Here is a 25,403-nt window from a genome sequence, read left to right as displayed (position 1 = left end):
TGCGATACCAGCGCCCAAAGCCCAAATAAGTGATTTTACACAGGTGCTTGACCCTCGCGCTCAAGCAAAATACTCTCTATTGGCTTTGATAAGATCAATTTCGAAAATTGGGCGGGGATCATGGCCGGCAAGACAGTAACACGTGCAGATCTCGCAGAATCGGTATTCCGCAAAGTCGGTCTTTCCCGAACCGAATCGGCGGAGCTCGTCGAAACAGTCATCGACGAAATCTGCAATGCGATCGTTCGTGGTGAAGTCGTCAAGCTCTCGTCTTTCGCGACCTTCCAGGTGCGCGCCAAGAACGAGCGCATCGGCCGTAATCCGAAGACCGGCGAGGAAGTGCCGATCTCTCCGCGCCGGGTCATGACCTTCAAGGCGTCCAACGTCCTGAAGCAGCGCATCCTGAAGGCGCATACTTTGCGCAAGACCAAGCTCAAGCCTGTCAGCCCGGTTGCCTGAGCCGGGCAGGGCGCGACACGAAGCGTCTTCCATTCCTGTGAACACACTTGAATATCTCATCTCAAACCGTTGAGATGTGGGCGATTCGATGCGTAAGTTCAGCGCGCGCATCGGTGCCGCCGAAGTGGCGCGCCATATCGGCAGTTCGTTGTTGGAGTGTGATCCTTGGATAAAAGCCCCGACGCCTTTCGTACGATCAGCGAGGTCGCCGATGACCTCGACCTGCCGCAGCATGTGCTGCGCTTTTGGGAGACCCGCTTCCCGCAGATCCGGCCGATGAAACGCGGCGGCGGACGCCGGTATTATCGTCCGGAAGACGTCGATCTGCTGAAGGGCATCCGGCACCTTCTTTATGATCACGGTTACACCATAAAGGGCGTGCAGAAGCTTCTGAAGACGAATGGCAACAAGTTCGTCGCGGCGATCGCATCGGGCGATCTCGCCACGATGGAGGCTATCATGGCCGCCAATAGCGAAAAGCATGTCGAGCCTAAAGTTTCTGCCGCCGAGGAAGACCAGATCGTCGGCCGTCCGAAGGTTAAGCCGAGCGGCCGCTTCTTCGGCTTCGGTTCTTCGCATGAGGACGATATCGAGGTTTCGATCGGCAAATCGAGCGTCGGCAAAGAAGATCGGGCTCTGCTGCAGGAGGCACTTTTTGACCTCCTGGAGTGCAAGCGCCTGCTTGATCAAGTCCGTTAAGGTCAGTTTTCCTACAAAATTCCCCAAAAATGCGTTTTTCTGGAACGTAAAGCGTCTTTCACCATTCACCTCTGGTTCAGCAGAAATGGCGGATCATGTCCGCATAGAGGAAACAGTGGAGGTGAATGATGAAGAAGCAAATCGCAATCGCCGTGTTGTCACTTATCACGGCTTTCAGCGCCATCGTGCCTGCCCAGGCATTTCCCTCGGTCAGCCCGCCCAAGATCGAAGCGCCGACGGATGTCCAGCAGGTGCAGTACTGGCGCGATCGTGATCGCGGCTGGCGCGGCGGACCGAGATATTATGGCCGCGACCGCTACTACGGCCGTGACCGTTATTACGGTCGCCACTATCGCCGCGGCCCGAGTGCAGGTGCCATCATCGGCGGCCTTGCAGCCGGCGCCATCATCGGCGGTGCGCTCGCCCAGCCCCGTTACGTTCAGCCCCGTCGTTATGTCGGCGGAGACTCGCACGTGAACTGGTGCTATTCGCGCTACCGCTCGTATCGCGCTTACGACAACACGTTCCAGCCGAACTATGGCCCGAGGCAGCAGTGCCGCTCGCCTTATTGAGGCAACGAACATCGTCAAACGATATCGGCCCGTTCCATCGCAAGATGGGGCGGGCATTTTTGTGGAACGCCATCGACGGCCAACTTTGCCGTTTCGGCTATCCCGATTTTTCCCTTGCGTAGAAATGTCCATATCAGTATGGAAGGCATGCTTCTTACGAAGCTGGTCGGGGCGTAGCGCAGCCCGGTAGCGCACTTGACTGGGGGTCAAGGGGTCGTGGGTTCGAATCCCGCCGCCCCGACCAAAGAAATTCCTTGGTTTGCAAGGATATACACTCTCTCCCCCAACGGTCGGCAAGACCGAGAAGAGAGTGGAACGAGCCGAAAATCACATAAAAGCAGATGCACGCAATCGAATCGTAATTTGGTTTGATTTAACGCGCCCACGAAAAACCCCGCCGGAAGGCGGGGCTCAATATGTCTGGCATGAGGCTGTCTTGGAAAGTGACCCTGTCATCAGATGGCAGGGCACCCGCTACGATTGGCGAAAGTGATGCGATCGGGACCATCCTGGGTGTAGCCCTGTACGGTGACGCTACGGTCGGTCACTCGAACGACCTGCGGACGGCTAAAGCCTTCATCACGAGCTGCTGCGCGGGCTTCACTGGGACTGCAGTCCCCGCCACGCCTGTAATCGCGGTCGCGATCACGGTCGCGAATGACGGGCCGCACGCCGTCGGGGCCGATGCGAAGCTGCAAATCCTGAGCGGATGCCGGAATGGAGAAGGCGCTGACTGCGCCGAGGGAGAGGGCAATTGCGAGCCCTGCATGCGAGAGATGTTTCAACATGATATTCCTCCTTCTGCTGCCGGCTCATCCCGGAAGCGCGAGTTGGGTTACAAGACTCCAACTAGAAGGCGGCGCTATATGTTCCTTCGAAAGTAGTTTCGAAGCAAAAATTAAAGTAACACATGCTCACGACCGGAGAGGACGCAAGAAGAAAATGATAGTCGTCGGTGAGCTTTAGCAAGATTAACGGAAACGCGGCGCCCGGCTGGCGTTCATCAGCAATTCCTGCTGCGAAGCGAACGGTCCGAGCAGCTTCAGAAGGCGCTTCTCCTCATCCTTTTCCAGCCTGTAGCGGCGGGCAAATTCCGACACGCTCCAGACCTTCTTGAGGCCGATATTCTCAAGCTCCTCGGGCTTCAGATAGGTTGTCATTTGGTTCCCCTTATTGATTATTCGAACGTCAATTCACGTGGTGAATTTTGTTCCAAGGCAATTCTGTGCCCTTAACGTTAAAAATCCATGCTCCAAGTAACCCTCAGTTTTCTTGAAGTTTTATGCCATTTTGACCGATCGACAGCTCAACACCTTTCGGCTTGCTTTCTTCACGATAGACGTAGAAACCCAAGCCGATGACCGCGATCATCAGAGCGCCGATAACGAGATAAAGATTGTTCGTGCGTGTCACGCATGCCCCCATTGCAATTCCTGGAATTGGCTGGAAAACGCGTTGAACCTCAAAGGGTTCCCGCAATGCAAAAAGAATTTAGCCGTCGTTTGCGGCGTTGAGGTCTCGAGGGTGGATACCCTCGTCATGGCTGTGCTGGCGCATGCGCACGCCGGGACCGGCTGCAATATCGCCTTCACCGGCGCCGATGAAGATAATTCCCTTCGACTCGAAGATATTGCGCAACCGGTCGGTTATTTCGGTATCCGCGAAAGCCTGACCGGCCTCCGCTTTTTCGATCATGGATTTGGAGACACCCGAGACGGCGGCAAGTTCATCCACCGTCATTCCGGTCATGGCGCGCGCGGCGCGGAGTTGAGCGACTGTCAGCATAAAAATGATGTGGAGCGGGCAGGCGGCAGGTCAAGCCTCAAACGGCTGAACGTAGAGCCTTTTTCATAGCTTCCGAGCGAACGAAGCGGTGCTCCAGCGCCATGCAGCCCCAGACGATGCCGAGCAGCAGATAGAAGTGCCGCCAGTGATCGGTATCGATGACATTGCCGATGACCGCGTGTCCCACGATCATCACCCAGGCGATCATCAGGTAAGGCTGCCAGGGTCGCTCGCGCAGCATGTAGCGGAAGCCGAACCACAACGTCGACCAGATCATAAGTTGATAGGTGATGGCGCCGAGCCAGCCATAGGTGGTCAGCGTCTTCAGCCAGATATTGTGCTCGTCTTCGCCAAAAATCTTGCCGAAGGCCATGGGGCCGAGGCCGAGCGGGCGTTCCATCGCCATCAGGAAGCCGATCTTGTGGCGCTCGAAACGACCGAGACGCGCTCCGTCATATTCCTGCACCAGCTTGGCGCGGTTCATGAACAGGTCGTAGACCTGCGGAAACTGCAGCGCGATGCCGAGGATCAGCATCATGAACAGCGCAGCGCCGCCGGCAATCGCCAGAATCTTGAAGCGGAAGGCGGTCGAGCGCTCCTTCAAGAGCATGACGATGACCAGCAGTATCGGCGTGAAGACCAAGAGGCCCCAGGCGGCGCGCGAAAAGGACAGGAAGATGCCGAAGGCGAGGATGACCATGCCGGCGATCAGAAGCGGCGCCCGCGAGATCGACCCGGTCAGCATCCGGTAGAGCAGATAGAGCAGGGGGGCGACGAGGTAAGGACCGAAGACGTTCGGGTCCTGGAAGGCGCCCATGGCGCGATTGTAGCGCGTGAACACATGGCTGCCCGGAAAGGCATTGAAATAACCCGCGATGCCGAGCAGCGAGGTGATGATCGCCGCGACCACCCAGGCCCGGAAGATCAGGTTCAGCCGCCGGTGATCGTTCTCGATGATTGCCGCATAAAAGACCGAGCTCAGCGCCAGGAAGGTCGAGACAGCGAAGTACATCGGCGCCTCGCTCATGTCCTTCATCACGAACATCGAGAAGAGGCCGCTCATGTTGAAGGTGAGCAGGGCCACCAGAAGCGGTGCGACGGTGCACGAAATCCTGAGGCCCAACAGGAACCAGATGGCGATCTGGATCACCATGATCAGTTCGTAGGGTGCAGGTTCCGAGATGACGAAGCCCGAGAGGAATACGCCGAACGCAATCATGCCGGAACCGGCCAGCTGGACTACGGCCCGCTGGCGGTCAAAATGCACCGGATGATCGTGGGCGATGGCGCTCAATAGGCATTGTCCGTGTTGAGCAGCCGGATCGGCGTCAGGAACAGGATCTTCAGGTCGAACAGCAGCGACCAGTTCTCGATGTAATCGAGATCATATGCCGTGCGGGCGCGGATCTTCTCGTCGCTGTCCAGCTCGCCGCGCAGGCCATTGATCTGCGCCCAACCGGTAACGCCCGGCTTGACGCGGTGGCGGGCGAAATAGCTTTCGACCACATCGACATATTTGCGCTCGCCCGTCTGGGCGCTGACCGCATGCGGACGCGGGCCGACGAGGGAAAGCTGGCCGCGCAGTACGTTGAAGAGCTGCGGCAGTTCGTCGATCGAGGACTTGCGCAGGAAGCGGCCGACCGGCGTCACGCGCGGATCGCCCTTGGTGACCGCCTTGATGGCGCTCTGGTCGCTCATGTTGGTGAACATGGAGCGGAACTTCAGAACCTCGATGATCTCGTTGTTGAAGCCGTGGCGTTTCTGCTTGAAGAGGATCGGTCCCTTGGACGTCGCCTTCACCGCGACGGCTGCAGCCAGCATGATCGGCCACAGTGTGGCAATCGCGAAGATGGTGAACGCGACGTCGAAAACCCGCTTGGCAACCGAATCCCAGTCACGGATCGGCTTGTCGAAGATATCGAACATCGGCACCGCGCCGACATGGCTGTAGGAGCGGGGGCGGAAGCGCAGGCGGTTGGCATGCGCAGCAAGCCGGATATCGACCGGCAGGACCCAGAGCTTGCGCAGGAGCTGCAGGATGCGCTGTTCGGCGCTGGCCGGCAGCGCGATGATCAGCATATCGATGCGGGCAAGCCGGGCGAATTCCACGAGTTCGGCAAAGGTGCCGAGCTTCGGATAACCGGCGACGACGGTCGGAGAACGGTCGCTGGCGCGGTCGTCGAAAATGCCGCAGATGCGGATATCGTTGTCCGGCTGGGCTTCCAGCTGGCGCACGAACTGCTTGGCCGGCTCACCGCCACCAACGATGACGGCGCGGCGCTCCATGACGCCATTGCGCGCCCAGTTGCGGATCGCAAAAGCGGTGAACTGGCGCTCGATGAAAAGGAAACCGGCGCCGATGGCGAACCAGGCGATCACGGCGCCGATCGGAAAGAAATCTGCCTCTTCGAGATAAAGCGCCGCCATGGTGGCGATGAAACCGATCGCCCATGCGGTGATGACGCGCTTGGCGGTGCGGGTTGCGCCGCGCAGCGAGGGGATCTGATAGGTGTCTGCAAGCTGCAGCAGGAATATCGTGAAGGTCGATCCCGCCGCGACCAGCGCGAACCGGGCAATGAACCCGGCGACATCGGTCGGCGAGGCGAGCCAGCCGACGATGAGGCCGATCAGGATAAGAGCGGCAAGCTCGAACAGCCGGAACTGGCCGATCAGCATGGTCGGCGAGGTACTGTCGTTGCGGAACTGCTCGGCGATCTGGCGTGCCAGCGGATTGAGCACGGTCGTTTGCGAAGGATCGTGCTTGTCGTCTGCGGCACGGATTTCCGCGACCTTCTTGCGAAGGCTTTCCACGTCGAACTGCTCGGACTTGTTTGGCTGGCTCATGGACCGGTCCTTTATCCGCTCGCGCGCGATGACACGCGGGAGGTATTGGAACCGAATAGCAAGAAGAGGTGAAAGAAGCCTTAGCCGAGGCTCGTTCAAGCTTTTTGGATAAGTAGATTTTGGTACAGGCCAAGCATTTCCCGGGCCATGACCGAGGCGGAGAAGACAGCCTTGAAGGCCTCCGGCTTCGGCATCACGTCTTCTTTCCAGCCCGGCGTGGTAATCGCTTCGGTCATCACGCGGGCAAGGTCTTCGGCATCGCCGGGCGTTGCCAGTGCTCGGCTGTTTTCGCCCAGCACTTCCGGAATGCCGCCGACGCGCGAAGCGATGACAGCTTTGTCGGCGGCCAGTGCTTCAAGGACGATATAGGGCATGGCTTCGGCGCGCGACGGGACCACGACGGTCTTCGCCAGACCGAATGCCTGAAGGGCGGGCATGGCCGGCCGCATTTCGATACGGCGCCCGAGGCCGCGCTCGGCCATCATCGCCTCGTAGCGGTCCCGGTCCGGCCCGTCGCCGACCATCAGCGCCGACAAGGGGTGGCCGATGGCGCGTTCGGTGCGGGCGAATGCGTCGATGAAGACGTCCGGCCCCTTCAGGTCGCGCAGCATGCCGATATAGAGGAAATGCGGTGCCGACGGGTCTGGTGTGATCGTCTCGAATTCGGCATCCTTGATGCCGTTATAGATGACCTTCGAGGTCTTCAGCGGCTTGCCGACCTTGGCCTCGTAGGTGCGGCGCTCGTATTCGCAGACGAAGACGACCGCATCGCCGAAACGTTCCTGCAGGCGCTCAAGGCGAAGCACGACCTGGCCGGAAAGGCTGGCACGGTCAAAATGCAGGCTGCCGCCATGCGGCGAATAGAGGCGGGCTACGCGATACCTGTTTACCCGCAGGGCTGAGCCGATCAGCCGGGCAAGTGCGCCACCCTTGGCGCCATGCCCGTGCAAAATGTCCGGCCGCAAGCTCTTGATATGTTTGTAACTCCTGTAGATCGCCGCAAAGTCCGACGGCGCGATGGCGCGGCGCATCGGAATGCGGACGAGGCCGAGCGAAAGCTGCGGCCGGATGCTGTCGAAAAGCTTCTCCTCATGCGCCCCGCCGGTCGAACTGTCGCACAGGATGCCGACCTCGTGGCCGGCCGCGCGGTGCTCTTCGACAAGATCGCGCACATGGCGAAAGATCCCGCCAACGGGCGACCTGAAACAGTGGATGATCCGCAAGGGTGCGCTTTCCGCCATGGCCGGATCCGGTCAGAACAGGCGTTCGCGAACGTAGATCGTGTCTCCTGCAAGAACAGGAGCAGAAATATTGGTGCGGCCGGTGATGACCTGGCCGTTGATCTTGCGCGTCACGTCGATATCGCGCTGGTTGCCACGAGAGGTGAAGCCGCCGGCAATCGCGACCGCGTTCTGCGCGGTCATGCCGGGTACGTAGGAATATTGTCCCGGCCGGCCGACTTCGCCCATCACAAAGACGGGGCGGTAGCGGTCCATCTCGATCGTCACGTCCGGATCGCGCAGGTAACCCTGCTTCAGGCGTGCGGCGATGGCCGATTCGAGCTGCGGCATGGTCTGGCCGCGGGCAGCGACCTGGCCGATCAGCGGGAAGGCGATATAGCCGGCCTGGTCGACGGTGTAGGTGTTGCTGAGACCGGTCTGCTCGAAGACGCTGACGCGCAGGCGGTCGCCGCTATCGAGCCGGTACGGCTGTACGGTCGCTTCTTGGAAGCCCTTCGAAGCAGGCGCGTAGCTGGTGCAGCTCGCAAGCACAGTCGCTGCCACGGCAAGCGCCAGCACGTGTTTGGCCACAGCGCGTTTGACAGGGGCGCGTTTGAGAGGGGCGAAGGACATTTCGCTTTCCGGGCTCCGGCTGATCACAATCTATGTCGACGTTATCGATCCGTTAGGGTTAATGCCCGGTAAAGATGCTGAGAACTTTATCATTTCCTTATATGCATAAATTCCAGAGCCGTTCTTATTAACCCTCGCGTTACCATGATCCTTTACCATTCGTCGAAATCGATGAGTTGGAGCGTGTCATGTCAGGCGTAAACGGCAGCAATCAGGACGTAGATATCGATCTGGGTCGGATCATCTCGGCGGTCTGGGAACGCAAGGTGAAGATCCTTGGCGTGACGATCGTCGCTGCCGCCCTGGCGCTGGTCGGCACCAGCCTGATGAAGCCGAGCTATAAAGGTGAATCGCGGCTCCTGATCGAATCGCGTCCCGATATCGCGGGTGGCGGGGCCGCGCAGGCCAATGACCCGATCCTCGATTCGCTCAATATCACCAGCCAGGCGCAGCTGCTGCAGTCGACCGATCTGATCAAGCGGGTTGCGCGTGATCTGAACCTTTCCAAGCTGAAGGAATTCGATCCGGCCGCACAATCGATGTTCCCCGATCCGCTGGTTATGATCGGGCTCAAACAGGATCCGATGAAGCTCGATCCGGAAGATCGCGTCATCCAGGAATTCCGTGAAAAGCTGCAGGTCTATGCGGTCGAGAATTCGCGCGTCATCGCAATCGAATTCTCGTCCAAGGATCCGAAACTCGCTTCCGATATTCCTAACAAAATGGCCGAGGTCTATCTGGAGGTCCAGAGCGGCGCCAAGCTCGACACCCATTCCGACACCGCCAAATGGCTGGAGCCGGAAATCGCCAGCCTGACCAAGAAGGTTCAGGAAGCCGAAAGGAAGGTCGCCGACTATCGCTCCTCGAATGGCCTGTTCCAGACGACGGAAACCGGCAGCTTCTCGACCCGTCAGCTCACCGACATCTCGACCGAGCTTGCTCGGGTGAGGGGAGAGCGCGCCAATGCCGAAGCGCGCGCCGAAAACGTCCGCGCTGCTTTGAAGGCCGGCCGTGCCTCCGATACGTTGACCGACGTCGTCGGCTCGCAGGTCATCCAGCGGCTGAAGGAAGCGGAAGCAAACCTGCAGGCCCAGATTTCCGATAGCGCCACCTCGCTGCTCGAAGGTCATCCCCGGCTTAAAGGTCTGCGCGCCCAGCTCACCGGCATTCGCCAGCAGATCGATTCCGAAACGAAGAAAATCCTCTCCAGCCTCGATAACGAAGCGGAACTCTCCCGCCTGCGCGAACGCCAGCTGATGGGCCAGTTGAACGGCCTCAAGGCCGATTCCGCCAAGTCGGGCGAAGAGGAAGTCGGCCTGCGTGCGCTGGAACGTGAAGCCACCTCCCAACGCCAGTTGCTTGAAACCTATCTAGCCCGCTACCGTGAGGCGACATCCCGCCTCGAAGCCAGCTCCAGCCCGGCCGATGCGCGTATCGTTTCCCGCGCTGTCGAGCCGTCCGAGCCCTATTTCCCGAAGGTTATCCCGATCGTCATCGTCGTGACACTCGCGACCCTGATCTTCAGCTGCCTGATCGTCATCGTGCTGGAACTCTTCAGCGGTCGTGCGCTGCGTCCGTCTGGCATCCGCGCCGACGAGGACGATGCACTGGCGCCCGCCATCGCCCCGGCTGTTGCCGCGCCCCAGCCTGCTGCACCGCTTCCCGTCCATCAGATGCAGGCCGAGGCAGCCCGCTTCGACCGGCCCGAAACCGCAGTCGAGACGCAACGCGCCGCAGCCGCGGCCCGCGCCAAGGTCGCCGAACAGGCGCTTGCCAAGGAAGCACCCGAGACCGAAGCCAGCTTCACCATCGGCTCCGTCGCCCACTATCTGAAGCGCAACGACGTTCCAATCGCCATCGGCATTTCACCGGGCGGCGACGAAGGCTCTACTGCATCCGTGGCACTTGCCCGCGAAGTCGCAGCACGCGGCCGCACTGTCGTGGTGGTCGATATGACAGGCTCGGCCTGCCCGACGGCGCTGATGGCTGGCGATGCGAAACTGCCGGGCATTACCGATCTTCTCTGCGGCGAAACCGCGTTCGGCGATGCCATTCATCCGGACCGTCAATCCGAAGCGCATGTCATTCCGCACGGTGTTTCCGATCCTGCCCGCGCCATGCGCGGCATCGAACGCCTGTCGATGATCATCGATGCGCTGGCGGATGCCTATGACCTCGTGCTCGTCGAATGCGGCCCGGCCGAGATCGCCGGCATTTCACGACTCAGCCGTAACGACAGGGCCGAGATCGTCCTGTCGGTTCCGGGCTTCAAGGATGAGGATGTCGCCAAGCTGGTTCTGGATTTCGAGGATGCCGGCTACGACAATCTGCTGGTCATCGCTGAAGCAGGCGATCGTCGCTCGCCCCGTCCGGGCCGCCGCCAGGCTGCTTGATCGATCTTATTCCGACAAATGTCAGTCGGCGTCGGATGCGGAAGCTTCCGGCGCCTTCGGGCATTTCTCGGAACGCCAGCGTTGTGCCAGCGCATAGAGTCGCGGATTGCGCTTGATCGCCGCCTTGGCCTTGGTCACGCCGACCAGCAGCGGGCGCATCAACGATCCTCTCCAGGTCAGCGGTATCAAAATATCGTGCTGCACGGTTTCCTGGCGGCACCAGTTGCGCTTGTAGAGCTGATCGCCGACGCCAAAATCGAAAACGGAAGCGCCTTCGCGGCAGGCCTGTTCGATCATCAGCCAGAACAGAAGCTCGCCAGGGCTCGCCTCCGGGCAAATCGTCTCGTCGATCGAGCTGAACTGGCAGATGACATGATCGCCCTTACGGGACAGGCTGGCGATTGCCGAAATGTGGCCCGCATGTTCGCCACGCAGGCGGATGGCATGCAGCATGAGCGGCGAATCGTGACCGTTCACAGGCACATCGAGCAGGCCATGAAAGAAGCTGCGGATTTCCGGCTGCGAGAAGACGTCCGGCAGGCCGAACAGACGCAGCCGTTCGCCCTTTTGATGGAAGAACATGTCGAGCACAGCGTGCTTCTCGTCATGATCGGTAGCGACGAGATGGTCGTAACCGCCGTATGGCTCCAACTTGCGGACCGACGAACGAAATTTCTTGCGGCGGCTCTTCGCATTGAGCTGCGCCAGCGTCGCCTCGAAATTCGGGAAAAGCGGCAGCTGAAACGAATGATTCTGGTTCTCGATCGTCGCGAGGCCAGAAAGCGGATGGGAAAGCCCGCGCCATTGCAGCGGCACATTGTCCAGAAGAACGAGATCGGCCTTGCCCGCAAGCGCCTGCCTCAGGGCAACGACGAAGTTCTGCTCTTCCTCTCCATCCGGCATGACGAGGTCGGCATCAAAAAGACCACTATTGATATTGTTGAAACGGTCGCCGGGAAAACAGCCGATGCGGAGGCCTTTTTCGCGGACGATATCGAGCGGTAGAAGCAGCAGCGTGCGGCCATTCGCGACGCCCTTCAGGACCGTCAATGGCCGGCCATGTGCCTTGGCCCAGGCCATGCACCAGTCGAAGCTCTGGTGCAGCGAATTTTTCGTCAGACCTTCCAGCATACGCCATTCGGTTTCGATTGCCGCTGGATCACTGACAACGGAAAGCGTCAGCGCCGAAAAGCGCACGGGTTCGTTGCCGGCCGGCTGTTCGGTTGCCGCGGTAACTGCCTCGTCTTGCTTAACTCTGCGTTGCTGCATGGCCTCGCCCGCCCTTGTCGTTTTGCGGGCAAGATAGGCGGCGGCTGCGAAAATTCGGTTTATGGGCGTGTTTCGAACAGAGAAACTGCCGCCGCTGGTTAACCGGCAGTAAAGCTCAAGGTTTCGGTTTCGGGCCGGCCATCCACTTGATGATGACCATGGCCGGCAGGATCCAGAGGAGGCCGCTGATCAGGAAATACAGGAAATGTACCCACCAGGGGGAGGTGGCGAGCGTCAGCGTCGCGAAGGTGGTAGCGGCCAGCGCATAAACGATCACCAGGATGATGATCAGGATGGTGCCGATAAAGCTTCTAAAACGCGGGACCAAAATGCCTGTCTCCTGCCAATGCTGCCGGCTGTTTATAACGGCCGCGACGGCATGCCGCAAACCGTCGGGGCTTGTTTTGCACGGGTCTATCAGGCAAAGCAACGCGAAATGCTCATATAGACGCCGGCCAAAAAGCCGCGCGCGTCCTTTTGGCGGAGCCCGAGCCCATGTCCGCGACCGATGCCTTGATCATCGATGTCCACAATCATTCCAAGCGCCGGGAGCGCGACCGCAAGGCCGTGCGTATCTGGCTCGGCGTGGTGATCTTCACGCTCTTCTGTCTTGTCCTGGTAGGCGGCGCGACGCGGCTCACCGATTCCGGCCTTTCCATCACCGAATGGAAGCCCATCCACGGCGTCATTCCGCCGCTGAATGCGGCCGAATGGCAGGAGGAATTCGAGCTTTACCAGCGCATTCCGCAATATCAGCAGATCAACAAGGGTATGACTGTCGACGATTTCAAATCGATCTTCTGGTGGGAATGGGCGCACCGCTTCCTGGCACGCTCGATCGGCATGGTCTTCGCCCTGCCGCTGATCTTTTTCTGGTTCACCGGCCGTATCGAAAAGCGTCTCCGCTGGCCGCTGGTCGGCCTTCTGGCGCTCGGCGGTTTCCAGGGTTTCATCGGCTGGTGGATGGTCTCTTCCGGTCTTTCCAAGCTTACCAGCGTTTCCCAATACCGGCTCGCAACGCATCTGACGATCGCCTGTCTGATCTTCGCGGCCTGCGTCTGGATCATGCGCGGTCTCGCACCCCATACGCGGGACGTGCCTCCCACAGTGAAATCCAAATGGGCGGCGGGTGGCATTGCCTTCCTTGTCTTGTTTCAGATCTATCTCGGCGCGCTTGTGGCGGGCCTTGACGCCGGCCTGTCCTACAATACCTGGCCGCTGATGGACGGTGCGCTGGTGCCTAGCGATCTCTTCGTGCAGCAGCCGTGGTGGATCAATCTCTTCGAAAACCACAAGACAGTACAGTTCGTACACCGCTGCGGCGCATACCTGCTCTGGACCGTGACGCTCATCCACATGATCGTCTCGATCCGCCTCGCGCCCGGCACGACCCATGCTCGCCGCGCCATGCTGCTTTTCGGCCTCGTGACGCTGCAGGCGGTCATCGGCATTTCGACGCTCCTGATGCAGGTGCCACTCGATCTGGCGCTGACCCATCAGGGCGTGGCGCTCGTCGTGCTCGCCTTCGCCATCGCCCACTGGCGCGGTTTCGTCGGTGAATATCCGCCGGAAACAGCGATCGTCACCCGCAGCTGATTTCTCTCAGCACCTCTATAAAAGATTTTTTGCGCCAAAGTGTCGGCGTCCCTTCCGCTCGCCCGTCCTTGGGTCATGATCCACATGGCTGCGGCCGAAAGGAAGAGGGCAGGACAATGGCAAGGACAACCGCAATTCTCATCGCAAGGCTGATCTTCGGCGGCCTGTTCGTCATGGCGACGACATTCAAATTCGCAGACATGCCGATGACGGCGGGATATATCGCCGGAGCAGGCTTTCCGTTCCCGCTCTTCCTCGCCTGGTGTGCGGCGATCTTTGAAGTCGGGCTGGCGCTGGCTTTCCTGACCGGCGCCTTCTTTTCCGAAGCAGCGCTGCTTGCCGGCGTCTACGTGATCTTTCTGGCCTTTGCGTTCCATGGCCCGAGCCACTGGGAGGGCAATCAGTCGGAATTCGGCTTCTTCATCGACCACTTCACCTTTCTGGCCGGCCTGCTTTTCGCGGCCGTACATGGTCCGGGCGAGAAACTGGCTCTTAAGATAAGCCTTCGGCAGATCGTAGGGCCAGTGCGGCAACTGGCCTAAGCTTGCTTCAGCACATTCCTGACCGCTGCGGCGACCGCAAGTTCGTCGTCGCGGTCCTTCGCATTGCCATCCTCCTCATGCCAGGTCGCCGAGAGGCAGCCATAGGCAAAGGCATAACGCAGGATGGTGCGGACATCCCGGCCTAGCGCCTCCGCAAAGATGCCGGCCATCGAAGCGATCCGCTCCTCGTTGCGGGTCAGGTCGTGGCGGTCGAGCGGATTGGAGAACATGTTGGCGACATCGAGCGCCGCATCGCCGATCAATCCGGCAGGATCGATGATCAGCCAACCGCGCGGTCCACACATGATGTTCTCATGATGCAGGTCGCCGTGCAGCGGCTTGACGTCTTTCTGACGCGCGATCAGTGCATAGGCGATCTCTGCGGCCTCGGTGAACATCCCGGCAGTGCCGTCGCGACGATCTTCTGCCGCCTTGCGGAACAGACTGGCGAAATAACGCGTCAGCGGTTGCAGGCTTGCGGGTGGTGCGACTTCGGAGGGGCGGTGATATTCCCTGAGGACCTCCGCCGCGATACGGCTCGCGTCCATATCGCCGTGCGTTTCCATATGATCACGGAGCGTCACCTTGCCGGCGTGCTCCATCAGCAGAATGTTGTCGGATCGCTCAATCAGACGGATACAGCCGATGCCATCGCGCCATTCCATGAAATCTGCGCCGCGAAGACTGTCTTCGAACGCCTTTGGTTTCAGGATTTTTGCAACGTTAATCTCACCGCCGGTACGCGTCACCTCGAATACGGTGCCGACAACGGTATCGGCGATCTGGCGGGCGCTTTCGACCCGCCAGTCGTCCGGGAAGGAAAAGGGGAGGGAGATACCTTCCGCCATCAGGCAGAAAGCATCAGGTCCATGTTCTGGACAGCAGCACCCGAAGCGCCCTTGCCGAGATTGTCGAGCAGCGCCACAAGGTTGACATGCGGGCCACCCGGTGTGCCGAACACGAAAAGCTTCATCGTGTCCTGGTTCACCAGTTCCTCGGCATCGACGCGCGGCAGCGCCTTGCTTTCGGCAAGCGGCACGACCGTGACGATATCCTGACCGGCAAAGTGCTCGACGAGCGCTTTGTGGATGCTTTCCATCGTCTGCTCGCCCTTAAGGTCTTCAAGGTAGAGCGGCACCTGCACGATCATGCCCTGCGCGAAGCGGCCGACGGACGGCGAGAAGATCGGCGCGCGGTCGAGCTGGCCGTGGATCTTCATCTCCGGCACGTGCTTGTGCTTCAGCGTCAGGCCATAGAGGAAATTGTTGGCGCTGATCGAGTCGTCGCGGGACAGATCTTCCATCTGGCCGATCAGCTGCTTGCCGCCGCCGGTATAACCGGACACCGCATTGACGGTGACCGGGTAGCCGTCCGGGAGGATGCCGGCAGCCCGCAATGGGCGAAGAAGGGCAATGGCGCCGGTCGGGTAGCAACCCGGATTGGCGACATGACGTGCCGACTTGATCTTGTTTGCCTGTTCCTTGTCCATCTCCGCAAAGCCATAGGCCCAGGACGGATCGACGCGGAAGGCGGTCGACGTGTCGATCACCCGCACGTTGTTGTTGCCGGCAAGCATCGTCACCGCCTCGCGGGAGGCGTCGTCCGGCAGGCAGAGAATGGCGACATCGGCGCTGTTCAGCAGGTCTTCCCGCATGGCAGCGTTGCGCCGCTCAGCTTCCGGGATCGATAGCAGCTCGACATCTCGGCGGCCGGCCATGCGGGTGCGGATCTGCAGTCCCGTGGTGCCGTGTTCGCCGTCGATGAAGATTTTCGGAGCTGCCATTGTCTTTATCCTGTAAGATCAGTGCCTTGGGTTGATGGCCGGATTCAGTTTACCAGCCAATTGAATCAGAAAATTAACGCGCCGCGATACGCTCTGCGCGAAGCCCGAGCATATACATTGCAACGGTCGCGCCCGCAATGGCGGTTATATCGGCGTGGTCATAGGCAGGCGCCACTTCGACCACGTCAGCGCCGCGAATATCGAGGTCCCCGAGCTTGCGTAGAACCGAGAGTATCTTGGCGCTCGACGGGCCGCCGGCGACCGGCGTGCCGGTGCCGGGCGCGAAGGCCGGGTCGAGGCAATCGATATCGAACGTGAGATAGGTGGGGCGGCTGCCGGTATGGTCGAGGATCAGTTTGGCGATCTCGCCCGCCGTCATCTCCTCCACCTCATGGCCATAGACGAGGCGAATGCCAAAGTCTTCGGGGGCGTGGGTGCGGATGCCGACCTGGATCGAATGGGCCGGATCGATGATGCCGGCGCGCACCGCACGGGCGACGAAAGAACCGTGATCGATACGTCCTTCGTCATCCAGCCACGTATCCTGATGTGCGTCGAACTGCACAAGTGCCATCGGCCCATGTTTGGCAGCATGCGCCTTGAGCAGCGGCCAGGTGACGTAATGGTCACCGCCCAGCGTCAGCAGGAAGTCGGCGCCATCGAGAATGGCGCTTGCCTGAGCCTCGATGGCTGCCGGCGTCTGCTGATGGTTGCCGTAGTCGAGCAGGCAGTCGCCATAGTCGATCGTGGCCATCTCGGCGAAGAGATCGCGGTTGAACGGATATTGCGGATCGTTGTCGAAAATCGCTGAAGCGCGGCGGATCGCCTGCGGCCCGAAACGTGCGCCCGGGCGGTTCGATGTCGCGGCATCGAAAGGGATGCCCCACACGGCCGTATCAACGCCCGTCAGATCTTTGGTAAAGCGGCGGCGCATGAAGGAGAGCGCGCCGGCAAATGTCGGGTCGGAGGCGGCGGATGTTAGGCTTGTCGCGGTAAATGCGTGGTCGATCGTTTTATTGGCCATGAAAATATCTTCAGGTTCGGTGGTCCCGCCAAGGCGGGAAAGCCAGGGGATTATGAAAAGGGGAGATGGTCGGCGTTAGCGAGCGCAGGTTGCTTCAAGCCGGGCCAGTGCTTTCGATGACCCCGCGAGCGAAAAGGTTGCAGAGGGCAGGGCTTGGCTTTCGGCCTTGAGCGTCACCGCGCTTCCGGACTTTAAAGCCTTTGCGACCGCGCTCTTTCGGGCCAGCTGAATTTCCATGGCGCCGTCCATTGGCGAGAATTGCGCGTCCAGTTGTTGTGTCTGACCTTCGACGCCGATCACGACCCGTGTTTGAAATTCCTCGCCGCCGCCCGGCGGGAAGTCTGGTGTATCGTCGGGCACAAACCAGCGAAAGAAGTAGTCCGTCCCAGAGCAGGTCGTGGACAATATGTGATTGGCATTGGGCGACGAGCTACAGACTTCGGCGGTCATAACCCTTCCGCCTTCGGTATCTTCCATCGCTGCACGCCATTGGTCGCAGTTTTCGGCGAAAGCCGCGCTCGGAGATACTGCAAATACAAGGGCTGCAATCAGGCGCTTCATCCGTCTCTCCCGACGCTCGTGAATGGCGGGCATAGAATTGAGGATTTTGCTGAAATCGTCCATGAAAAAAGGCGGAGCCGAAGCCCCGCCTTTCGAAATTCGAGTAGTCCGAAGCGATTAACGCTTGGAGAACTGGAAGGAGCGGCGGGCCTTGGCCTTACCGTACTTCTTACGCTCGACGACGCGGCTGTCGCGGGTCAGGAAGCCACCCTTCTTGAGCACGGCGCGCAGGCCCGGCTCGAAGTAGGTGAGGGCCTTGGAAACGCCGTGACGAACGGCGCCGGCCTGACCGGAGAGACCACCGCCGGTGACGGTTGCGATCACGTCGAACTGGCCGGTGCGGGCAGCTGCGATGATCGGCTGCTGCAGGATCATCTGCAGAACCGGACGAGCGAAGTAGGTCGTGAAGTCACGGCCGTTGATGATGATCTTGCCCGAGCCAGCCTTGACCCATACGCGGGCGACAGCGTTCTTGCGCTTGCCGGTTGCGTAGGAGCGGCCGAGGGTGTCGACCTTGCGGACATGAACCGGAGCAGCGGCTTCAGAAGCCGGCGCGAGGTCCTTCAAAGAGGAGAGGTCGGCCATGATCAGGCGCTCCTTACGTTCTTCTTGTTCAGCGAAGCGATGTCGAGAGCGACAGGCTGCTGTGCTTCGTGGGGATGGTTGGAACCAGCGTAAACGCGCAGGTTCTTCATCTGGCGACGGCCGAGCGGACCACGCGGGATCATGCGCTCGATAGCCTTTTCAAGGACGCGCTCCGGGAAGCGGCCTTCGATGATCTGGCGAGCGGTACGCTCCTTGATGCCACCCGGATAACCGGTGTGCCAGTAATAGGTCTTGTCGGAATACTTCTTGCCGGTGAGGGCAACCTTTTCCGCGTTGATGATGATGACATTGTCGCCGTCATCGACGTGGGGGGTGTAGGTAGCCTTATGCTTGCCGCGAAGGCGCATAGCGACGATGGTGGCGAGGCGACCGACGACGAGCCCTTCGGCGTCGATGATCACCCACTTCTTCTCCACCTCTGCAGGCTTCTGAACGAAGGTTGACATGGTTTTCTCTTTCATTTGAACCCACAGTCTCCAAGGAAGATGAGGGCGTTTCTTGTTGCTTGGATTTGCTGGAAAGACCGGCAAAAAAGAAAGCGGGCCTTGAAGGTCCGCGTTCTGGGGCGGCTTATAACGATGGCGATATCGAGCGTCAAGTTCGGGCATTTTGAGTGTTGGAAAATAGGGCAAGCAAAATCAATGGGTTATCTGTGTGGTTTCATATTACCACAAATTAGATGGCCGTTATTTTGCCCATCAAGCCAATCTTCTGCCTATTACCAATAAAATACGCGCAAAAGGCGAGCCCACCACTGCCGTCCATTCCATCGATCCAGAAAATTCGAGAAGCTTGTGTGCGTCGACAGCCTATGCGCAAGTGCAGGGTGGTTGCGTAAAATTGTGGGGTAAAGAAAACGCCTGTGGTTGAAAGGTTCGACAGACCTGAAGATCGGGCTTTCAAGCATTTTGGCCCATGTTTTATCGCACCGCTATATGAAACGCAGAGCAAGGCTCATGAATTGTACAATTAGAATACCCTAATAGATATTGGAAAGCATGTTCTAATTCAACTATAAGGCGTCGCTAATATGCCCCTGTACGAAGCGGAAACTATTGAGAACATTCACCGAACGATTGTTCAAGTCAACCTGTTTCGATAGTTTGATCAATGACTTATTGATAGTTTGTCGGATTTTGCGGGGCGGCGAGTTGTTGATTTATACAACTTCTCGGCTGTGTTTATCATGGAACCTAGTTTTGGCGATGAAATTGGCCGAGAGAAGCAGCCCGCGATCAATCGAGCGCTCTGTTCTGTAATAGCAGACTGCGAAGGCCGATGTTTCGAAAAGCCGATATGCCCTTTCGGGAGGATATCCTGGCTCTTATATGAGGGGCACGATCAGCACTCTCGCCCGCATGGAGCCAGGTCATGAACCACGATAGCTACGACAAGCAGTATATCGGCGATATCCTGAAAAATACCAAGACGATCGCGCTGCTCGGCGCTTCCCCGAATGCGGATCGTCCGAGCAACAGGGTCATGAGTTTCCTGTTGTCCAAGGGCTACACCGTTTATCCCGTCAATCCGGGGCAGGCGGGCAAGGAAATCCTGGGGCAGAAGGTATACGCAACGCTGGCCGATGTGCCGCAGCCGGTTGACATGGTCGACGTTTTCCGCGCGGCCGAATATCTGGACGGCGTCGTCAACGAGGCCTTGGCGCTCGACAAGAAGCCGAAGGTCATCTGGGGCCAGCTTTCCGTGCGGGACGACAAGGCGGCCGAAAAGGCCGAAGCCGCTGGCATCAAGATGGTGATGGATCGCTGCCCGGCGATCGAATATCCGCGCCTTGTCGGCTAAGCGTTATTTGACGCGTAATTCCGGTCGCGCCCACAGGTCGAGCAGCACGTCGGTGTTGGCGCAATAGTAGCCGAATTCCGTATTGGCTGTACCGTCGGCAAGCGCCTCCCGACAGCGGGATTTCTCGCCGCAATGGGCGCAGGTCACATGCATCTCACGAAATTCCGCAGGGCCGGCAAGTTGCGCTTCCTGCCGGTCGATGCCAAGCGAGTCCATCAGCGCCAGCATCTCGTCCGAAGCGTGTGGCCCCTTCTGGACCAGATCGCGCAGTTCCTGCGGCGTCAGAGAGCAATCCTGGGCAAGCAGCTTGACCGTTTCATCGTCGAGGCTCGCGAGAAGCTTCGCCTCGCCGATCGCCTCCACCGTCGTCGCATACCAGCGCTTCAGTTTCTCCGCGAGGTTTTCGCGATCATCAGTCATATTGTTCATTGCAAACTCCTCTCTATTTCTTGAAAGCGTAGGTTTGCTGGAACGATATGCCTTGATCGCGATCAACCGCCTTGGTCTGTTGCGCGTGATAGCAATCGCCATTCTCAAGGGGAGGGATATATGCCGACGATCAATCCGGGTTTTTCCACGCTTGCCGTTCATGCCGGAGCCGCGCCTGATCCGACGACCGGCGCGCGCGTGACGCCGATTTATCAGACGACCTCGTTCGTCTTCAACGACGCCGACCATGCGGCGGCACTTTTCGGTCTGCAGGAATTCGGCAACATCTATACCCGCATCATGAATCCGACCCAGGCCGTGCTGGAAGAGCGGGTCGCCGCGCTTGAAGGCGGCACGGCGGCGCTGGCAGTTGCTTCCGGGCATGCGGCGCAGTTGCTTGCTTTCCATACGCTGATGCGGCCGGGCGATAATTTCGTGTCGGCCCGCAAGCTTTACGGCGGCTCCATCAACCAGTTCGGCCACGCCTTCCAGAATTTCGACTGGCAGGTCCGCTGGGCGGATACGGCCGATCCGGCAAGCTTCGAAACCCAGATCGATGAACGGACGCGGGCGATCTTCATCGAAAGTCTTGCCAATCCCGGCGGAACATTCGTCGATATCGAAGCGATCGCCGAAATCGCCCAGCGACGCGGACTGCCGCTGATCGTCGACAATACGATGGCAAGCCCCTATCTGGTCCGGCCACTGGAGCATGGCGCCGATATCGTCATCCATTCGCTGACGAAATTTTTGGGCGGCCACGGCAATTCCATGGGTGGCATCCTTGTCGACGGCGGAACGTTCGACTGGTCGAAATCCGGCAATTATCCGATGCTCTCGGAGCCGCGGCCGGAATATGGCGGCGCCGAGCTGCATAAGACCTTCGGCAATATTGGCTTCGCGATCGCCGCCCGCGTGCTCGGCCTGCGTGATCTTGGTCCGGCGATTTCGCCTTTCAACGCCTTCATGATTTTGACCGGCATCGAGACCCTGCCGTTGCGTATGCAGCGCCATTGCGACAATGCGCTCGCTGCCGCGAAATGGCTGAAGAGCCATCCGAAAGTTGCCTGGGTGAGTTATGCCGCACTGGACGACGACCCGAACCACGGCCTGCAGCAGCGGTATTCGCCGAAGGGCGCCGGTGCCGTTTTCACCTTCGGGGTCAAGGGTGGCTACGAGGCAGGCAAGATTTTCGTGGAGGGCCTGCAGCTCTTCTCGCACCTCGCCAATATCGGTGATACGCGCTCGTTGGTCATCCACCCGGCTTCGACGACACACCGGCAGCTCACCGAAGAGCAGCAGATCGCCGCGGGGGCCGGCCCCGATGTCGTCCGCCTGTCGATCGGCATCGAAGACAGCGCTGATATCATCGCCGATCTGGATCAGGCTCTGTCGAAGATCTGAGAGCCTGATCCAGGATTTTGATCGGGAAGGGTTTCGGCGTCAGGCGCCGAAACCACCGTCGATCGTGTGCATGGCGCCGGTGATGAAGCCTGCTTCCGGACCTGCGAGATAAGCAGCCATACCGGCAATCTCTTCCGGCTTGCCGTGACGCTTGAGCGCCATGAAGCTGTGCATGTATTCGCTCATCGGGCCGTCATGCGGGTTCATATCGGTCGAGGTAGGGCCGGGCTGGATGACGTTGACGGTAATGTTGCGGTCGCCGAGATCACGGGCGAGGCCACGGGCCATGCCCTGAACGGCGGACTTGGTCAGCGCATAGGCGGCACCGCCGGCAAACGGCATCCGGTCGCCATTGACCGAACCGATGATGATGATGCGGCCACCTTCCGGCATCGTGCGGGCGGCTTCGACCGAGGTGTGGTAGGGTGCGCGGACGTTGACGTCGATCATCTTATCGATGGCGTCGGCATCGATTTCCAGCGGGTTGCCGAGCGCCAACGTACCAGCGCTGACGATGAGAACGTCGAGCGGGCCGGCGTTCTTGACGCTTTCGATCACGGAGGCGCGGTCCGATGCGTCGGATTTGACGGCCTTGGAGCCGGTCTCCTGTGCCAATGCTTCGGCAGCATCCTTCGAACCGGCATAGGTAAACGTCACGTCGCCGCCGTCATTGGCAAAGCGGCGGACGATGGCGGCGCCGATGCCGCGGCTGCCGCCGAGGATGAGAACTTTCTTTCCGTGGAAGTCGGTCATTGTCTTATTCTCCCGTGCAGCATGTGCACTTTAGGGGTTGAGAATTAATGTAGTAAGCATTACATAAATACCAACACGATCATCGTCAAGGATTTTTGTAGTGAATGATACAAAAAAGATCGGAGGTCGCGGCCGCCCGCGTACTTTCGATCGGGACGAGGCGCTTGCCAAGGCGCAAGCTCTCTTCCATCTCAAGGGATACGATGCGCTGAGCGTCGCCGATCTGACGGCGGCGATCGGCATCAATCCGCCGAGCTTTTATGCCGCTTTCGGCAACAAGGTGGCGCTGTATGCGGAAGCCTTACGGCTCTACGAGCATGAAGCAGGGCTGGATGTGGAGAGCGCTCTGGCCGAAGGTGTGCCGCTGGAAGAAGGCATAGCCTCTATCCTGCAACAGGCTGCAGACGCTTATGCCAGCGGTGATGCCAAAGGCTGCATGGTCATCGAAGGGGCGCGCAGTACGGTGGATCCGGAGGCTGGAGCGGAGGTGCGTTCGCGCCTGGAAGCAAGCCGGCGTTTCATCCGTGACAGGATCGCAGCGCGTGGCAGCTTGCAGGCAGAGCTTCTGGCGGACTATCTGATGATGGCGATGTCGGGCCTGTCGGGCAGTGCCCGCAACGGACTGCCGCTGGACCGCCTTCGCGTCCTCGCGGAGATGGCGGCCGACGGCGCGATCCAACATATTGAAAGGAAATGACCGTGAGCACCTGGACCGTCTTCGATCTCTCGGCAATCGAACCGGAGGAGGGGGCTCCGGCGCCGGACCGGCTCATCTCCGGCGCCCCGACCTTCCGCACCTGGAACTTCGATGAGGCCGATGGCGATGTTTATGCCGGCGTCTGGGAGGCGACCCCCGGCAAGTGGCGGATCGTTTACGACGAGTGGGAATATTTCCACATCCTCTCCGGCCGGTCGATCGTCACGGAAGAGGGCGGCGAACCGGTTCACCTCAAGGCGGGCGACAGCATGGTGCTGAGACCGGGCTTCAAGGGAACCTGGGAAGTGATTGAAACGACTCGCAAGGATTATGTGATCAGGGTTTGAATCGCGAAACCTATGGCTTCGGCTTTACCTGCACGAAAAGCTCCGGCGGCGGATTATCGAAGTAACGTAGGAGTGCAGGGCAGAGCCATCCCTCTGCATCGAAGTCAGCGGAATAATAGATATTGCCGCTGTTCTCAGCTCGTCTCCATTCCAGCCGAAACTGGTGCCCCGGAAATGCGACCTTTGAGAACACCATTACGAATCCCAGTTCGGCATTCGGGATGTCGGCCACCGCCTGGTCGATCAGAGTGTCTGCCCCGCCAACGAAGGGCTCTTGCGTCAGCCCGACGCGTGAATCGTCGAATACCCACATGTCGAGATATTTGTAGGGCGCTATTACGTTGATCGAGTTCAATGCGGCGTCCAATCAATAGCTTCAATACATTGTCCGAGCTTCGTACGACTACATCCCGTCGCCTGCAACCGGCCATCGGTCAGGCGTCGCCTTCGAAAGCCTTGGCAAACTCCGGCGAGGCAATAAAAGCCAGCGTGTGCCGCAACTCCTCTGACTTCTCTTGACCGAAGGCCGCATCGAAACGGTCCTGGGCAATCCGCCAGCGTCCCGTGAGATCCCGCTGGATCGCAACTCCGGCCTGCGTCAGCCGAACCCGCTTCACCCGCTTGTCCTTGTCATCCGGAAACAGCTCAACAAGCCCGTCGCGGATCAGCGGCTTCAGCGTGTGGCCGAGCGCCGACAAGTCCATCACCATCGTCTCGGCCAGCACCTTCAGGCTCGGCTTGTTGGAAAAGCCGATCTGCGAAAGCAGCGAGAACTGCGTGCCCTTGAGACCCGTATCGCCCATCGCATCCTCATAGAGCTGATTGAGCTGCCGCGAGGCCCGGCGCACCGCGCTGTTGCTGCAGTGTAGCCAGATGGCATCGTCTTTTCCGTCGATCTTGTCCGTCATATCCATTCCCTTTGCGCGCAAACCATGCCCGGTTTTGCCCGGCCGTTCCACCGCCTCGAAATATTTGGTCGCACCTCTTGCGGCCGCGATCAGCTGCCTTCATCTATTTGGTGGCATATGCCAGTAAATTCCAGATTGGAGATGGAACCATGACCCAGAATTCGAAACTCGGAACCGCGCTCGTCACCGGTTCCTCGTCCGGCATCGGCGCGACCTTTGCCGAAAAGCTCGCCGCTCGCGGATATGATCTCGTTCTCGTCGCCCGCGATGAGGATCGGCTGAAGGCGCTTGCCGAGCGGTTGACGCAGCAGCATGGCGTGAAGACCGAAGTGCTGCGCGCCGACCTGACGCAGCGTGGCGATGTCGCTCTCGTCGATCGGCGCCTGCGCCAGGACGGCTCGATTACCCTTCTCGTCAACAATGCCGGAGTAGGCCCCCAGGGCCCGCTTCTGAAGACGGATGCGGACTATCTGGACCAGATGATCGAACTGAATGTCTTTGCCGCCAACCGGCTTGCCGTTGCTGCCGCCCAGGCGTTCGTCGGCCGTGGCAAGGGCGGAATCATCAATACGGCATCGGTCGTGTCGCTCTGGCCGCAGGCCTTCAACGGCACCTATACCGCCAGCAAGGGCTTCGTCCTGACATTGACGGAGTCGCTTGCTGCAGAACTGGAAGGCACCGGCGTTCGCATCCAGGCAGTGCTGCCAGGCCTCACCCGTACCGAAATTTTCGAGCGCGCCGGCGGTTCGGTCGAGAAACTGCCTCCGGAAATGGTCATGGACGTCAGCGATCTGGTCGATGCAGCACTTGCGGGCTTTGACCAGGGCGAACTGATCACCATTCCGTCGCTCGCCGACAAGGCTCTTTACGAGGCTTATGAGGAGGCACGTGCGGCTCTGCGTCCGCACCTATCGCTCAGCAAGCCGGCAGCCCGCTATCTAAATACCGCAAATGCCTGATTGCGACATAATGGTTGTGCAACTGCGGAAGTATATCGCAGTTGCACATTACCTTTTTGTAATGATTTTCAGTATTTAGCCTAACGCTTTGATTCATTTTCGCTAAGCCGTTAAGTGGTG

General features: G+C 59.5%; 31 protein-coding genes and 1 tRNA gene. 12 read left to right on the top strand and 20 right to left on the bottom strand.

Translation table 11 applies throughout. From position 1 onward, the window contains the following. Positions 1-120: 120 nt before the first annotated feature. The 4 genes from KX729_RS03295 to KX729_RS03280 all read left to right on the top strand — a co-directional run bounded on the left by KX729_RS03295 (position 121) and on the right by KX729_RS03280 (position 1,974). Positions 121-459 carry an integration host factor subunit alpha gene (locus tag KX729_RS03295; RefSeq protein ID WP_219740988.1) on the top strand — a complete coding sequence of 113 codons (339 nt, stop codon included), beginning with the start codon at positions 121-123 and terminating at the stop codon, positions 457-459. 165 nt (positions 460-624) lie between these two features. Then, a complete protein-coding gene (locus KX729_RS03290; RefSeq protein WP_219740987.1) occupies positions 625-1,158 on the top strand; it encodes a MerR family transcriptional regulator in 534 nt (177 codons plus the stop codon). A 128-nt stretch (positions 1,159-1,286) separates the two neighbouring features. After that, positions 1,287-1,730 carry a BA14K family protein gene (locus KX729_RS03285; RefSeq protein WP_376775903.1) on the top strand — a complete coding sequence of 148 codons (444 nt, stop codon included), beginning with the start codon at positions 1,287-1,289 and terminating at the stop codon, positions 1,728-1,730. Positions 1,731-1,897: 167 nt separating this feature from the next. Continuing rightward, positions 1,898-1,974 (top strand) — tRNA-Pro (locus KX729_RS03280). Between the two features lie 211 nt (positions 1,975-2,185). On the opposite strand, the gene KX729_RS03275 is transcribed toward KX729_RS03280, so the two are convergent. From KX729_RS03275 to KX729_RS03240, 8 genes are all read right to left on the bottom strand, one after another. Next, the gene (locus tag KX729_RS03275; protein ID WP_219740985.1) at positions 2,186-2,518 is read right to left on the bottom strand and encodes a hypothetical protein; all 333 of its coding nucleotides are present in this window, start codon (positions 2,516-2,518) and stop codon (positions 2,186-2,188) included. 183 nt (positions 2,519-2,701) lie between these two features. After that, entirely contained in the window at positions 2,702-2,890 is a 189-nt protein-coding gene (locus KX729_RS03270) for a hypothetical protein (RefSeq protein WP_219740984.1), read from the bottom strand. 103 nt (positions 2,891-2,993) lie between these two features. After that, positions 2,994-3,143, bottom strand: a complete 150-nt coding sequence (locus KX729_RS03265) for a hypothetical protein (protein WP_219740983.1) — start codon at positions 3,141-3,143, stop codon at positions 2,994-2,996. Positions 3,144-3,221: 78 nt separating this feature from the next. Then, positions 3,222-3,479: a helix-turn-helix domain-containing protein gene (locus KX729_RS03260; protein WP_219740982.1), complete on the bottom strand. Its 258-nt coding sequence runs from the start codon at positions 3,477-3,479 to the stop codon at positions 3,222-3,224. A gap of 73 nt (positions 3,480-3,552) precedes the next feature. After that, on the bottom strand, positions 3,553-4,809 hold the full coding sequence (locus KX729_RS03255) for an O-antigen ligase family protein (RefSeq protein ID WP_246617353.1): 1,257 nt from the start codon (positions 4,807-4,809) through the stop codon (positions 3,553-3,555). Continuing rightward, positions 4,806-6,359, bottom strand: a complete 1,554-nt coding sequence (locus KX729_RS03250) for an undecaprenyl-phosphate glucose phosphotransferase (RefSeq protein ID WP_219740981.1) — start codon at positions 6,357-6,359, stop codon at positions 4,806-4,808. The genes KX729_RS03255 and KX729_RS03250 overlap by 4 nt, the downstream gene beginning before the upstream one ends. Before the next feature lie 95 nt (positions 6,360-6,454). Next, positions 6,455-7,600, bottom strand: coding sequence for a glycosyltransferase family 4 protein (locus tag KX729_RS03245; RefSeq protein WP_219740980.1), 1,146 nt, complete (start codon positions 7,598-7,600; stop codon positions 6,455-6,457). 12 nt (positions 7,601-7,612) lie between these two features. Continuing rightward, positions 7,613-8,212 (bottom strand): polysaccharide biosynthesis/export family protein, encoded by a 600-nt coding sequence (locus KX729_RS03240; protein WP_219740979.1) that lies wholly within the window; start codon positions 8,210-8,212, stop codon positions 7,613-7,615. Positions 8,213-8,400: 188 nt separating this feature from the next. Between KX729_RS03240 and KX729_RS03235 the strand changes: the two genes are divergently transcribed. Then, positions 8,401-10,605: a GumC family protein gene (locus KX729_RS03235; RefSeq protein WP_219740978.1), complete on the top strand. Its 2,205-nt coding sequence runs from the start codon at positions 8,401-8,403 to the stop codon at positions 10,603-10,605. A 21-nt stretch (positions 10,606-10,626) separates the two neighbouring features. On the opposite strand, the gene KX729_RS03230 is transcribed toward KX729_RS03235, so the two are convergent. After that, positions 10,627-11,874, bottom strand: a complete 1,248-nt coding sequence (locus KX729_RS03230; RefSeq protein WP_219740977.1) for a GNAT family N-acetyltransferase — start codon at positions 11,872-11,874, stop codon at positions 10,627-10,629. A 115-nt stretch (positions 11,875-11,989) separates the two neighbouring features. Continuing rightward, entirely contained in the window at positions 11,990-12,202 is a 213-nt protein-coding gene (locus tag KX729_RS03225; protein WP_219740976.1) for a DUF2842 domain-containing protein, read from the bottom strand. A gap of 167 nt (positions 12,203-12,369) precedes the next feature. Between KX729_RS03225 and KX729_RS03220 the strand changes: the two genes are divergently transcribed. Then, positions 12,370-13,470 (top strand): COX15/CtaA family protein, encoded by a 1,101-nt coding sequence (locus KX729_RS03220; protein ID WP_219740975.1) that lies wholly within the window; start codon positions 12,370-12,372, stop codon positions 13,468-13,470. A gap of 116 nt (positions 13,471-13,586) precedes the next feature. After that, positions 13,587-14,012, top strand: a complete 426-nt coding sequence (locus KX729_RS03215; RefSeq protein ID WP_219740974.1) for a DoxX family protein — start codon at positions 13,587-13,589, stop codon at positions 14,010-14,012. On the opposite strand, the gene KX729_RS03210 is transcribed toward KX729_RS03215, so the two are convergent. The 6 genes from KX729_RS03210 to rplM all read right to left on the bottom strand — a co-directional run bounded on the left by KX729_RS03210 (position 14,009) and on the right by rplM (position 18,432). After that, positions 14,009-14,860, bottom strand: coding sequence for an aminoglycoside phosphotransferase family protein (locus KX729_RS03210; protein ID WP_219740973.1), 852 nt, complete (start codon positions 14,858-14,860; stop codon positions 14,009-14,011). The two genes, KX729_RS03215 and KX729_RS03210, sit on opposite strands and share 4 nt — an antisense overlap. After that, positions 14,860-15,795, bottom strand: a complete 936-nt coding sequence (gene argC, locus KX729_RS03205; protein WP_219740972.1) for an N-acetyl-gamma-glutamyl-phosphate reductase — start codon at positions 15,793-15,795, stop codon at positions 14,860-14,862. The genes KX729_RS03210 and argC overlap by 1 nt, the downstream gene beginning before the upstream one ends. 73 nt (positions 15,796-15,868) lie before the next feature. Continuing rightward, entirely contained in the window at positions 15,869-16,819 is a 951-nt protein-coding gene (speB, locus tag KX729_RS03200) for an agmatinase (protein ID WP_219740971.1), read from the bottom strand. Positions 16,820-16,894: 75 nt separating this feature from the next. Next, entirely contained in the window at positions 16,895-17,380 is a 486-nt protein-coding gene (locus KX729_RS03195; protein ID WP_219740970.1) for a hypothetical protein, read from the bottom strand. 117 nt (positions 17,381-17,497) lie between these two features. Next, the gene (rpsI, locus tag KX729_RS03190) at positions 17,498-17,965 is read right to left on the bottom strand and encodes a 30S ribosomal protein S9 (RefSeq protein WP_219740969.1); all 468 of its coding nucleotides are present in this window, start codon (positions 17,963-17,965) and stop codon (positions 17,498-17,500) included. Positions 17,966-17,967: 2 nt separating this feature from the next. Continuing rightward, positions 17,968-18,432 (bottom strand): 50S ribosomal protein L13, encoded by a 465-nt coding sequence (gene rplM / locus KX729_RS03185; protein WP_219740968.1) that lies wholly within the window; start codon positions 18,430-18,432, stop codon positions 17,968-17,970. Between the two features lie 925 nt (positions 18,433-19,357). Here rplM and KX729_RS03180 point away from each other — a divergent pair. Then, on the top strand, positions 19,358-19,786 hold the full coding sequence (locus tag KX729_RS03180) for a CoA-binding protein (RefSeq protein WP_219740967.1): 429 nt from the start codon (positions 19,358-19,360) through the stop codon (positions 19,784-19,786). Between the two features lie 3 nt (positions 19,787-19,789). Here KX729_RS03180 and KX729_RS03175 read toward each other — a convergent pair whose 3' ends face one another. Beyond that, positions 19,790-20,215 carry a DUF6455 family protein gene (locus KX729_RS03175; protein WP_219740966.1) on the bottom strand — a complete coding sequence of 142 codons (426 nt, stop codon included), beginning with the start codon at positions 20,213-20,215 and terminating at the stop codon, positions 19,790-19,792. A gap of 120 nt (positions 20,216-20,335) precedes the next feature. Here KX729_RS03175 and KX729_RS03170 point away from each other — a divergent pair, with 120 nt between their 5' ends. After that, positions 20,336-21,619, top strand: a complete 1,284-nt coding sequence (locus tag KX729_RS03170) for an O-acetylhomoserine aminocarboxypropyltransferase (RefSeq protein ID WP_219740965.1) — start codon at positions 20,336-20,338, stop codon at positions 21,617-21,619. 39 nt (positions 21,620-21,658) lie between these two features. Here the strand turns inward: KX729_RS03170 and bdcA are convergent, their stop codons facing one another. Next, a complete protein-coding gene (gene bdcA / locus KX729_RS03165; RefSeq protein WP_219740964.1) occupies positions 21,659-22,372 on the bottom strand; it encodes an SDR family oxidoreductase in 714 nt (237 codons plus the stop codon). A gap of 100 nt (positions 22,373-22,472) precedes the next feature. On the opposite strand from bdcA, the gene KX729_RS03160 reads away from it, so the two are divergent. Together KX729_RS03160 and KX729_RS03155 are read left to right on the top strand one after the other, a co-directional pair. After that, on the top strand, positions 22,473-23,069 hold the full coding sequence (locus tag KX729_RS03160) for a TetR/AcrR family transcriptional regulator (protein WP_219740963.1): 597 nt from the start codon (positions 22,473-22,475) through the stop codon (positions 23,067-23,069). Beyond that, the gene (locus tag KX729_RS03155) at positions 23,066-23,416 is read left to right on the top strand and encodes a cupin domain-containing protein (protein WP_219740962.1); all 351 of its coding nucleotides are present in this window, start codon (positions 23,066-23,068) and stop codon (positions 23,414-23,416) included. The genes KX729_RS03160 and KX729_RS03155 overlap by 4 nt, the downstream gene beginning before the upstream one ends. Before the next feature lie 10 nt (positions 23,417-23,426). On the opposite strand, the gene KX729_RS03150 is transcribed toward KX729_RS03155, so the two are convergent. Both KX729_RS03150 and KX729_RS03145 read right to left on the bottom strand, forming a co-directional pair. Continuing rightward, positions 23,427-23,771, bottom strand: coding sequence for a DUF6717 family protein (locus tag KX729_RS03150; protein WP_219740961.1), 345 nt, complete (start codon positions 23,769-23,771; stop codon positions 23,427-23,429). 79 nt (positions 23,772-23,850) lie between these two features. Continuing rightward, complete coding sequence (locus tag KX729_RS03145; protein WP_219740960.1) at positions 23,851-24,324, bottom strand: MarR family winged helix-turn-helix transcriptional regulator; 474 nt, start codon at positions 24,322-24,324, stop codon at positions 23,851-23,853. 149 nt (positions 24,325-24,473) lie between these two features. Here KX729_RS03145 and KX729_RS03140 point away from each other — a divergent pair, with 149 nt between their 5' ends. Further along, on the top strand, positions 24,474-25,283 hold the full coding sequence (locus KX729_RS03140; protein WP_219740959.1) for an SDR family NAD(P)-dependent oxidoreductase: 810 nt from the start codon (positions 24,474-24,476) through the stop codon (positions 25,281-25,283). Positions 25,284-25,403 lie beyond the last annotated feature (120 nt).

The sequence above is a fragment of the Neorhizobium populisoli genome (genome assembly GCF_019430945.1).
GTDB classification, from domain to species: Bacteria; Pseudomonadota; Alphaproteobacteria; order Rhizobiales; family Rhizobiaceae; genus Neorhizobium; species Neorhizobium populisoli.
The sequence above is the reverse complement of the archived record's forward strand: the minus strand, read 5'-3'. Positions and strand labels throughout refer to the sequence as shown.